10 protein-coding genes and 1 riboswitch are annotated in these 11,885 nt (G+C 29.0%); of the genes, 5 read left to right on the top strand and 5 right to left on the bottom strand.

The window, feature by feature from the left end; all coding sequences use genetic code 11:
• Positions 1-36: 36 nt before the first annotated feature.
• Positions 37-255 carry a hypothetical protein gene (locus tag MKD34_RS04950; protein ID WP_240218506.1) on the bottom strand — a complete coding sequence of 73 codons (219 nt, stop codon included), beginning with the start codon at positions 253-255 and terminating at the stop codon, positions 37-39.
• Positions 256-546: 291 nt separating this feature from the next.
• Between MKD34_RS04950 and MKD34_RS04945 the strand changes: the two genes are divergently transcribed.
• Complete coding sequence (locus tag MKD34_RS04945; protein ID WP_240218505.1) at positions 547-789, top strand: hypothetical protein; 243 nt, start codon at positions 547-549, stop codon at positions 787-789.
• 72 nt (positions 790-861) lie between these two features.
• On the opposite strand, the gene zupT is transcribed toward MKD34_RS04945, so the two are convergent.
• The 3 genes from zupT to ade form a co-directional block, all read right to left on the bottom strand.
• Positions 862-1,662 (bottom strand): zinc transporter ZupT, encoded by an 801-nt coding sequence (gene zupT / locus MKD34_RS04940; protein ID WP_240218504.1) that lies wholly within the window; start codon positions 1,660-1,662, stop codon positions 862-864.
• A 345-nt stretch (positions 1,663-2,007) separates the two neighbouring features.
• A complete protein-coding gene (locus MKD34_RS04935) occupies positions 2,008-3,330 on the bottom strand; it encodes an NCS2 family permease (RefSeq protein WP_240218503.1) in 1,323 nt (440 codons plus the stop codon).
• 11 nt (positions 3,331-3,341) lie between these two features.
• The gene (ade, locus tag MKD34_RS04930; RefSeq protein ID WP_240218501.1) at positions 3,342-5,105 is read right to left on the bottom strand and encodes an adenine deaminase; all 1,764 of its coding nucleotides are present in this window, start codon (positions 5,103-5,105) and stop codon (positions 3,342-3,344) included.
• Positions 5,106-5,198: 93 nt separating this feature from the next.
• Positions 5,199-5,296, bottom strand: a riboswitch (purine riboswitch).
• Positions 5,297-5,423: 127 nt separating this feature from the next.
• Here ade and MKD34_RS04925 point away from each other — a divergent pair.
• Both MKD34_RS04925 and MKD34_RS04920 read left to right on the top strand, forming a co-directional pair.
• Positions 5,424-6,977 (top strand): AbgT family transporter, encoded by a 1,554-nt coding sequence (locus MKD34_RS04925; protein ID WP_240218500.1) that lies wholly within the window; start codon positions 5,424-5,426, stop codon positions 6,975-6,977.
• Positions 6,978-6,994: 17 nt separating this feature from the next.
• Entirely contained in the window at positions 6,995-8,191 is a 1,197-nt protein-coding gene (locus tag MKD34_RS04920) for a M24 family metallopeptidase (RefSeq protein ID WP_240218493.1), read from the top strand.
• A gap of 53 nt (positions 8,192-8,244) precedes the next feature.
• On the opposite strand, the gene MKD34_RS04915 is transcribed toward MKD34_RS04920, so the two are convergent.
• Complete coding sequence (locus tag MKD34_RS04915) at positions 8,245-9,378, bottom strand: ROK family protein (protein ID WP_240218491.1); 1,134 nt, start codon at positions 9,376-9,378, stop codon at positions 8,245-8,247.
• 170 nt (positions 9,379-9,548) lie between these two features.
• Between MKD34_RS04915 and xylA the strand changes: the two genes are divergently transcribed.
• Together xylA and xylF are read left to right on the top strand one after the other, a co-directional pair.
• Entirely contained in the window at positions 9,549-10,856 is a 1,308-nt protein-coding gene (xylA, locus tag MKD34_RS04910; protein WP_240218489.1) for a xylose isomerase, read from the top strand.
• Between the two features lie 16 nt (positions 10,857-10,872).
• On the top strand, positions 10,873-11,877 hold the full coding sequence (gene xylF / locus MKD34_RS04905; RefSeq protein WP_240218487.1) for a D-xylose ABC transporter substrate-binding protein: 1,005 nt from the start codon (positions 10,873-10,875) through the stop codon (positions 11,875-11,877).
• Positions 11,878-11,885 lie beyond the last annotated feature (8 nt).

Below are 11,885 nucleotides of genomic sequence, written 5' to 3'. Positions count from 1 at the left end.
TTATAGGATATATTTACCTTGGATTTTTAATTGTGGTTAGTCTATTTTTTCAATTTCAAACTCGAATTTATTTTCTTTAAAAAGGCTTCTTATCTTTGGATCAGAAAAATCTTCAGAAGTTTTTAACGTTACAATTCTTGCAGGATAATCAATTGATACAGAAACCACTCCTTTAATTCCTTCAAAAACAGTTTTTACATTTTCGGCTTCTTCTCTACTTTTGAAATTTTTAATAACGATATTTTTTTTCATCATGATGAACCTCCTTAGGTTTTAAATAAAATTACATTTCAAATTTATTGTTCAAATTAAGATAGATGTCTCCTTTAAAAAATTATAATAAAATTTTATAAAGGAATTGCATAAAAGATTTAGAATAGCAATAACAAGAATTATATAAATGAATAAAATTTATAAAGAAATGGAGGTGAATCGTTACTAAAAGAGTCTAAAAATTATAAAAAGACTCGTTTGCAGAGATATTCTGTAAATAAATAATTAAATCTATAATTATAGATTTTTGTGGAGAAATAGTAACGAATTTAAATGTATTTAGCAATTTTTGTATGGCAAGATTTAAAGACAAATGAATTTGGTTGCGAATTTAAGTTAAGTGAAAATTTAGAAAGTATAAAAAAGTTTTCTTTAGAAATGGCAAAAATAGAGTTAGAAGAGGAGTTTTTAAAAGAAGATTTAATTAATAAAATGGATGATTTGGGTAATTGGAGTACCTCTTTTTCTAAAGTAGATGTTTACGAGGTTGATTGGTTACATAAATCTGATAATTAGTTTATAAAATAAAATTTAGGCAGCTTAAATCTTATATCTAAATAAGTTTGAGCTCCCTAAATTTTAAAATTATTAAAATATTAATAAACTAGTTGCCATAACAATCATTCCGCTAATTAATCCATATATGGCTAAATGGTGTTCGCCGTAATTTTCAGCAGCGGGAAGTAGTTCATCTAATGAGATGAAAACCATAATACCAGCTACTCCAGCAAAAATTATACCAAAAATTAAATCATTCATAAAAGGTAATAGTATTAAATAGCCAACGACTGCTCCAAGAGGTTCTGATATTCCTGATAAGAAGGAATAGATGAGAGCCTTTTTTTTATTCCCAGTAGAAAAATAAATAGGAACTGAAATAGCTATTCCCTCTGGGATGTTATGTAATGCTATTGCAATGGCAATAGATACTCCTAAAGTTGGATTATCAATTGCACTCATAAAAGTAGCTAAACCTTCTGGAAAGTTATGGATAGCAATAGCTAGTGCTGAAAAAATACCCATTCTATGCAAACTTCTATTTTTTTCTAATGTTTTATCATTAATATCTTCAATATTTTTTACTTCGTGTGGATTTTCATAGCTTGGGATTAATTTATCGATTAAAGCTATTAAAAGCATCCCTCCGAAAAAAGCTAATACAGTAAAAATTGTTCCATTTTTCTCTCCTGCAAAACTAATAAGAGATTCTTGTGCTGTAGGAAAAATCTCTACGAATGAAACGTAAATCATAACACCTGCAGAAAAACCAAGTGTTACTGATAAAAATTTTACATTTGTTCTTTTTGAAAAAAATGCAATAAAACTTCCAATTCCAGTGCACAACCCAGCGCCTAATGTCAAAAGAAATGCAAATAAGATATTATTCAAGTGAATTCCCCTTTCTATAAATATTTCTAATTAATTATATCATTTAAATATTTGAAAGTCAAAGTAAAATTGAAAAAGTATAACACAAATATTTGGAAGGTATTTTAGGTGGTTTTAAATACTTTAAATTAATTTATAGGTGTAATTCTATCTTTATAAGGACAAATTCAAACGAACGTTTTAAATTTAAAATTAGAGAGTCAAAAAAATTGACTTTTGTCCAAAAAAATGAAAAAGTAGGTATTTGTATATATTTTTTTAATAAAATGTTTTAAATATGGTCTTAAATTTATAAAAGTAATTAAAAATAGGAATAGGATGCAAATATCCTATTCCTATGAAAAACTATCTTATAAAGTAATATATCATAATAGCGCTAAGAATATATAGTCCAATATGAATTTCCCTTGCTTTTCCAATTAAAACTCTTAAAAATACATAAGCTATAATCCCAACACCAACTCCATTTGAAATACTGCTTGTGTAGGCAGTTGTAGCTATCATAAAAAACACTGGAAATGATTCTGAAAAATCTCCATATTCAATTCCTTTTAAAGATTCAAGCATCATTATTCCAATTATAATAAGTACCGGTGCTGTAGCAATGGCAGGAATCATTAAAGCAATTGGAGTAAAAAATAGAGCTGTTAAAAAAATTAATCCTGTAGTTACAGAAGTTAATCCAGTTCTTCCACCTTCGGCAACTCCGGATGCAGATTCAACATAAGTTGTAACAACGGTTGTACCCAAAACAGCACCAGCAATTGTGGCAATAGCATCAACTAAAAATGGTTTTTGAATATTTGGTAGATTTCCATCTTTATCTAATAGTCCAGCTTTCTCTGAAACACCTAATAGTGTTCCTAAAGTTGAAAAGAAGTCTCCAACAAAGAAAACAAACATTATAGGTAAGAACTTTATACTTAAAACTTTTGAAAAATCTAGTTTAAATGAAACATCAGCTATTGATGGAGGTAAAGACATCAGCGATGTTGGAATTTTAGTTATTCCTAAAGGAATTCCAAGTATAGTAACTAACAAAATTCCAATTAGTATAGCTCCTTTAACTTTTCTAACAATTAAAGCGGCAATTATAAATAAACCTACTATAGCTAAAATTGTTTCAGGAGATTTTAAGTTTCCAATGGCGATTTTACCTTTTGAAAGATCCATTAGTTTTGCTGAGCCAAATCCCAATTGAATTAAAAATATTCCTACAACAGCTCCAATTCCTATTTTTAAATTTTTAGGAAGAAGCTTAACGACGATCTCTCTAAAACCAAAGAAAGACATTATTAAAAAGATTACACCAGAAACAAATACTAAACCTAACCCCTCTTGCCATGTTGTTAAACCTGAAGCAACAAGAGTATAAGCAAAGAATGCGTTGCTTCCCATAGCAGGGCCTAGAGCAAAAGGAAGATTAGTGTAAATTCCCATAAATATTGAAAATATTCCAGCAGTTAAAGCTGTTACAACTGTCATTGCACCAATGGGCATTCCAGAAGCACTCATAATAAGTGGGTGAACAATTAAAGCATATGCCATTGTCATAAAAGTTGTAGTTCCGGCAGTTATTTCTGTTTTTATATCTGTATTATTTTCTGATAGTTTAAAAAGTTTTTCAAATAAATTTTTATTTTTTTGTTCAATTTTTATTTGTTGCATTGTATCTCCTTTTATTTAAATAGATTTATAACTTTTTGTTCTTTAACATCAATAAGTCCTAGATCACTCATTTTAGCATTTGGAATTACTATTAGAGTTAATGTGCTAGGTCTTGTTATTGGAGATGCACTTTCAATTCCCATTTTTCTAAGAATCGTATTCATATGACTAATCTCTTTTGCTAAAATTTCAGCAGGCTGATCTGAGAGCATTCCAGCAATTGGAAAAGGTAAAATTCCAGTAATCTCTCCATTTTCAGAAGTTACAATTCCACCACCAAGCTCTTTTATTCTTTTAGTAATAGCCAGAGCTTCATTTGGTTTGTTAAATACAATTGTTAAATTATGACTATCGTGAGAGTATGTTGTTCCAACGCCTCCTTCTTTTAAATAGAAATTTTCAACAACTGCTAAAGCTATATTATTATTTAAATTATGTCTATTAACAATAGCAACAAAATTTAAATTTGAGTTTTCAGAGATATCAATAAAACCATCTTTTGCTTTAACTAACATAGTTTTTCTATCTGTTATAGACCTTTCTTTAGTAAGATATGATAAAACTTCAATTTCAACCTCTCCATTTTGGATAGGAGATTTTATTTTAAAATCACCTTCGCTTAATTCGCCAACATAAACTGAATTTAAATATTCAATATCTAATTTTGGAGAGTTTATCTCAACAACTAAGCTATCATTTTCTGCAATTAATTTTCCTTGCCAAAAAGTTTTTAAAACGTTAAAATCCACTAAATTATCTAAAACGACTATATCAGCAAAGTAACCAGGTGCGATTGCACCTATTTTATCTAATTTATACTCTTGAGCAGTATTTAAAGTTGTAGCTCTGATAGCTTCGATAGGGTCTAGTCCAGCTTTTACAGCAACTCTAACACAATCATTAATGTGTCCAACTTCCAAAATATCTCTTGGTTCTCTATCATCTGTACAAAGAGTTAAATTTCTAGGTGATTTCATATGTTTAATATTTTCAACTATTGAACTTATATTTTTAGAGATAGAACTTTCTCTAGCATCAATATACATACCTTTTCTTATTTTATCTGGAGCTTGGCGTCCATCTCTAGTTTCATGACACGATATTGGACCGCCACAAATATATGCAGATAGTTCGTTTCCAATTAATTCAGGAGCATGACCTTGAATGAACATCCCTTTTTTGATTGCTGTTTCAACTATTTTAGTCATTCTATCACTTTGATTAATAACTCCCACAAAATCCATAACTTCGCCAAGACCTAAAATTCTAGGTAAATCTAACATTTTTTCTATTTCAATATCATCAAATTCAGCTCCAGCATTTTCAAGACCAACAACAGAAGGAACACATGATGGAATTAGATAATATTGATTCATAGGTACATCTTTTGAATTTTCAATCATATATGTAACACCATCGATACCTAATACATTTGCAATTTCATGAGGATCAGCAATTATAGTTGTTGTTCCTTTTGGTAAAATTGCTCTTGCAAAGTTTACTGGTGTCAAATGACTACTTTCAACATGAACGTGAGAATCAATAAAACCAGGAGATACAAATTTTCCATCAATATCAATTATATTTTTTCCTAAAGTAATAGTGTCTAAGTTACACTCGACAACATTAGCAATGTATTTATCGTAAATATATATGTTAGCTTTATATATCTCTCCTGAAAAAACATTTACTAAACTTCCATTTTTTAGAACCATATCAGCTTCTCTTTTTCCTAAAGCAACTTCAACTAGTTCTTTTCTTTTTTGTAAATTCATAAAATCCTCCTTTAAAAATAAAAAAGTCTTTTCTCTATTTAGAGAAAAGACTAGAATAAATTAAATGAAAATACAAAAAAAGGTATTTCAAATGATATATTTGTCTTTCCTCATAGTGACCTATTTACGGTAAGTCGTAGAAACGTTCGTCCATATTACGAATATATATGAGAAAAATTTATTTTATTTATTGAATTCATAATATCATTTTTTTAAATATTTGTAAATTATTTTATATTATCTTCTTTTTACTTATATCTTTACAAAAAAACAATAAATGTTATAATTAAGTGCAAATTTACAATAAAGGGGGACAAAATGAAAAGTATTAAAGCTAATAAACAGAAAAAAGATTTTTTGATGAAGTGGTTAGATCGAATAGAAAAGGTTGGAAATTCATTACCACATCCAGCTACGATTTTCTTTATTTTGACTATAATTGTAGCACTAATTTCTATGATCGCATCTCAATCTGGAGTTCAAGTAACATATGAAATCTATGATGCACAACAGAAAAAGATGGTTGAATCAACGGTAAAAGCAGTAAATATTTTAAGTGTAAATGGAATAAGAACTATGATTCCAAAAATTGTTAGTAATTTTACGGGATTTTTTGCTTTGGGAACAGTTTTTACGGTGATGTTAGGAGTTGGTGTTGCTGAAGGGACAGGGTTATTAAGTACTCTTCTTAGAAAAGCTGCGCATTCTACACATAGTAAATCTTTAGCATATGTTGTAGTATTTTTAGGAATAATTTCAAATATTGCTTCTTCAGCTGGTTATGTAGTGTTAGTGCCATTAGGTGCAGTTCTTTTTATGAGTTTCAAAAGACACCCAATTGCAGGACTTGCAGCAACATTTGCTGGAGTATCTGGAGGATGGAGTGCCAATATATTGCTAGGAACGAATGACCCTGTATTTGCAGGAATTTCTACACAAGCAATGGCTATGATTAATCCAAATTACATAGTTCATCCAACGGGAAATTGGTATTTTTCTGTTGTTTCAACTGTAGTAATAACTTTTATAGGTGGTTTTATAACAGAAAAAGTAGTTGAGCCAAGATTACCAGAATATGATTATTCTAAATTTATACATACTAATGATATAACAGAGGCAGAACATAAAGGAACTAGATGGGCTTTAATCTCATTTTTAATTTACATAGTTGTTGTTTTAGCAATGGTTTTACCTCGAAATTCAATTTTAAGAAACCCACAAACAGGGTCAATAATGCAGTCACCATTTATGAGTGGAATAATTTTCTTTATGATGCTGTTCTTTTTAATTCCAGGAATATTTTTTGGAATAGGATCAGGGAAATTGAAAAGCGATAAAGATATAATAGATCTAATGACTAAAAGTATATCAGGACTTTCAGGATTTTTTGTTTTGATATTTTTTGCAGGTCAGTTTGTAGCATTTTTTACATACTCTAACTTAGGGACGATTATTTCGGTGAAAGGAGCAGAATTACTTGAAAAAACTGGGTTTGTAGGATTGCCACTAATAATTACATTTGTGATATTTACTGCAATTATTAATTTATTTATGGCGGTAGATACAGCTAAATGGGCGTTAATGGCTCCGATTTTTGTTCCTATGTTTTATAAGGTTGGTCTTTCTCCAGAATTAACTCAAATGGCTTATAGAATAGGAGATTCAAGTACTAATATAATTTCACCACTTATGCCATTTTTTCCATTGATAGTGGCATTTGCTCAAAAATATGATGACGAAGCAGGTATGGGAACTTTAGTATCAACAATGGTTCCGTATTCTTTAGCATTTTTAATAGGATGGACACTGCTACTTGCAATCTGGTATATATTGGGATTACCACTAGGACCAGGAGCTTTTCCTTTAGTATAAAATGAGGAGGTATTTTAATGAGAAATACAGAAAAACAATTTAGAAAATATATATCAAAAGATATTGATTATGTAATAATCTCTTCACCTGAAAATTTTTATTATATTTCAGGTTATGCATCACATCAACATACAGTTTCAAGAATGGCAGGAATGGCAGCAATAGTGATGAGATGTAATTCAAAAGAGGAGTTTACAAAACTTCTTGTAATGGATTATGAATATAATAATGTTATTAAATATGTTAAAGATAAAGATTATGAAGTTATTGCTTACGATACTTGGGTTGGGGTGAAAGATGAGGAAGAAATATCTAAAAATAGATTTATAAAAAAGAACGATAAAAAAACAATATTTAAACTTTTAGTTGATATAATTGAGACTTCTAAAAATAAGAAAATAAAAGTTGGAATAGAAAAAGATTTTATTTCAAGTAATTTTTTTACTCAATTAGAAAGTATATTTCCGAATATAGAATTTGTGGATATTTCAAATCAATTAATTTATTCGAGAAGTGTAAAGACTGAGGAAGAGATATTAATATTTAAAGAATTAATAAAGATTCAAGATAAAGCATTGTTAAAAGTTATGAATAGTTTAAGAGTTGATATCAGTGAAAAAGAGCTAGCAGATATTTATATAAAAGAGGTCGTAAAAAATTATGGAGTTTCGCCAAGTGTTTGGAGTATGTTTGCAATTGGAGAAAATGCGAGTATATTAGGGTTACCCTCTGAAAAAAAATTAAAAGATGGAGAAGTATTTAAATATGATGGAGGAGTAAATAAAAATTTTAGTTTTTATACAACTGATTTTGCTAGATCATGGATTGTTGGAAAAAAAGATCAAATGTTGATAGAATTAAAAATTAGACTCTTTGAAGCTCAAAGATTAATGATTGAAAATATGAAACCTGGAGTAAAGATAAAAGAAATTTTTAATATAGGGTATAACTATGTAAAAGAAAAGTATCCTCAGTATGAACGCGGGCATTTAGGGCATAGTATTAGTTTAGGTCCATCAACATGGGAAGCACCGTTGATAACTAAAGCCGAGGAAAGAGTTTTAGAGAAAGGTATGGTTTTATGTGTAGAAGTACCATTATATATAAAAGGGCTAGGTGGTTTTAACATTGAAGATATGGTTTTAATAAAAGAGAATGGAGCAGAAATATTAAGTAATATAACACCACATTTTGGAGAAGGAGATATTTTTTAAAAATTCAAAAAACAGCTACTAGTTGTTAATAATTAGTAGCTATTTTTCTAATATTATGACCAGTTTCTAAATGGAGCTAAACCAGCACCAATTAAATTAGAAGATTCCCCATATTTTGAGAACTCTAAAATATTTTTATCCTTACAAAATAGATTGTTAAACACTAAATTTTTTAGATTTTCCTCTAAATTAAAATAATCTTTATAAAAACAGATTTCTCCTCCAATAATAACTTTATTTAAATCAAAAATAAGTAAAAGTGTTTGAATAGCTCTCGCTAAATATTTTGTATATTTTTTTAAGATTTCTTGCCCAATAGGAGTAGTATGTAAATCATTAAAAAATATATCGTTTAAAGTATGAATTTCTAAATTAAAGTTTTCTTTAAAATCGTTTATTAGAGCTATATTAGAGCAATAACGTTCAAAACACCCAGTATTTCCACAAGAACATTCTCTCCCATCAGGAACTATTGATATATGTCCAATCTCTCCAGCTTTGAAATTATCACCTTCATATATTTTATTATTTAAAACAATTCCAGCACCAATTCCAGTATCAATAGATATAAATGCTAAATTTTTATGTGTAAAATTATTTAGAATATATTCACCAAAAATTCCAGCATTAGCTTCATTCATCAAAAAAATAGGAAGTTTCATTTCGTCTTCAATGAATTTCATATCTTGTGAAAAGATTTGGAAATTAGTACCTATTTCAAATTTTTTAAAAGTGTCATCTACAATTCCAGGTAGTGATATTCCAATTCCAATAAGTTTTTCTTGCTCTTCAAATCCCTGTAGAAATAGTTTAAGTTGTTGAACAATATATTTGGCAAAATTTTGATTATTAAAAAAGTTATTATGAATTTCATTTTTTCTTAAACTTTCACCTAATATATTAGTTATAATAAAACTAACACGATTAACCTCAAGTTTAATTCCTATGGAGTATAAGCTGTTAGGATTAAATTTATAAGTTGTAGAAGGTCGATTATGTTTACTATTTTTTATTCCAATCTCTTCGATAATATTTTGTTCTAAAAATTCTTCAATGTATTTTGTAACTGTTGGAAAACTTAAATTTAAATTTTCTGAAATATCCTGTTTGTTAAAAATTTTATTTAATGAAATATATTTAAAAATTTTATTTTTATTTTTTAATTTTTCTTTTCTTTGATATCCCATATTAAGCACCCCTTTAATATTTTAATATAATATATAATAAAATTAAGTTAAAGTCAATTTAACTATAAATAAAAAAAAACTAAAAAAAATTTGACAATTAAATAAAAAAAAGGTAATAAAGACATCAATAGAATTAAATTGACTTTAATCATAAAACGAGGAGGAGTTATATGGCATTTTTTTCAAAGGTAGAAAAAATTAAATTTGAGGGGAAAGATAGTAAAAATTTATTATCATTTAGACATTATAATCCTGAAGAGATTGTATTAGGGAAAAAAATGAAAGATCATTTAAAATTTGCGATGTCTTATTGGCATACTTTAACTGCTGGTGGAAACGATCCTTTTGGAGATGCTACTTTAGTTAGAGAGTGGGATAACTTATCACCTATGGAGAAAGCAAAAGCTAGAGTAAAAGCCGGATTTGAATTTATGGAAAAACTTGGGTTAGAATACTTTTGTTTTCATGACAAAGATATAGCTCCAGAAGCAGATACTTTAGAAGAATATTTCAAAAATCTAGATGAAATAGTTGATTTAATAGAAAGCGAAATGAAAAGAACAGGAATAAAGCTGCTTTGGGGAACATCAAATATGTTTTCGAATCCAAGATTTTTACATGGAGCAGGAACAAGTTGCAATGCTGATGTTTTTGCATGGGCAGCAGCACAAGTTAAAAATGCATTAGATATAACAAAAAAATTAGGTGGCCAAGGGTATGTTTTTTGGGGAGGAAGAGAAGGTTATGAAACTCTTTTAAATACAGATATGAAATTAGAGTTAGATAACTTAGCAAGACTTTTAACTTTAGCTACAGAATATGCAGATGAAATAGGATTTAAAGGTCAATTTTATATAGAACCCAAACCAAAAGAACCAACAAAACATCAGTATGATTTTGATGTAGCAACAGTCATGAACTTCTTAAGAACATATAATTTAGATAAAAAATTTAAAATGAATATAGAAGCAAATCATGCAACACTAGCAGGACATACATTTCAACACGAGCTTCGTTTAGCAAGAATAAATGGTATGTTTGGTAGTATAGATGCAAATAAAGGAGACTTATTGCTAGGATGGGATACAGATCAATTTCCTACAGATGTATATGATGCAACACTAGCAATGTATGAAACACTTATGGCTGGAGGATTTACAACAGGTGGATTAAACTTTGACGCTAAAGTTAGAAGAGAATCAACGGATACTTTGGATTTATTCTATGCTTATATAGGAGGGATGGATACTTTTGCTAAAGGATTAAAAGTAGCAGCTAAATTAATAGAGGATAAAGTCTTTGAAAGTTTTATTGAAAAGAGATATGAAAGTTATACAAGAGGAGTAGGGAAAGATATAGTTGAAGGAAAAGTAACACTAAAAGAGTTAGCAAAGTATGCTTTAACATTAAAAGATATTAAAAATGACTCTGGAAGACAAGAGATGTTAGAGAATATTTTAAATAATTATATTTATTAAAAAAGGGGAGGTTGTTATGAGAAAAAAAATTTTATCATTAGGAATTTTTTTACTAGCAGGAGCTATGCTTAACACATCTTTAGAAGCAGCAAAAATGAAAATAGGTATGACAGTTGATGATTTGAGATTGGAAAGGTGGCAAAGAGATAGGGATATATTTACAGAAGAAGCCAATAAATTAGGAGCAGAAGTTGTTGCAGTATCAGCAAATGGAGATTCTGATAAGCAAATGAGAGATGCAGAAAATTTGATCTCTCAAGGGATTGATCTGTTAGTAGTGATTCCTAATAATGGAGATGTTATGGGAGCTATTGTTGATCAAGCTCATCAGGATGGAATAAAAGTTTTAGCATATGATAGATTGTTAACAAATTCAGATGTTGATGCTTATATATCTTTTGACAATGAAAAAGTAGGAGAGTTACAAGGAGAAGCAATAGTTGAAGCAATGCCAAAAGGAATGTATTTCATGATGGGAGGATCTCCAACTGACAATAATGCAAAGATGTTTAGAGCGGGGCAAATGAAAGCAGTTCAGCCGTATATTGATAGTGGAGAGATAGTAATAGTAGGAGATCAATGGGTAAAAGATTGGTTACCAGAAGAAGCTATGAAAATAATGGAAAATGCTTTAACTGCAAATGATAATAAAATAGATGCAGTAGTTGCTTCAAATGACAGTACAGCAGGAGGTGCAATCCAAGCTTTAGCTGCTCAGAACATGGCAGGTAAAGTGCCAATTTCTGGACAAGATGCCGATTTAGCTGCAGTAAAAAGAGTTGCAGAAGGAACACAAACTGTAACAGTTTATAAACCTATTCCTAAACTTGCAAAAGAGGCAGCAAAATTATCTGTAAAAATGATAAAAAATGAAAATTTAGGAACAACTACAACAGTAAATAACGGACAAAAAGATGTACCAGCAGTTTTATTAGAACCAATTGCAGTAACAAAAGATAATATAAAAGAAACGATAGTAAAAGATGGCTTCCATACAGAAAAAGATATCTATGGAAAATAAAACTAAGG

This window comes from Cetobacterium somerae (assembly GCF_022430525.1).
GTDB lineage: Bacteria > Fusobacteriota > Fusobacteriia > Fusobacteriales > Fusobacteriaceae > Cetobacterium_A.
The sequence above is the reverse complement of the archived record's forward strand: the minus strand, read 5'-3'. Positions and strand labels throughout refer to the sequence as shown.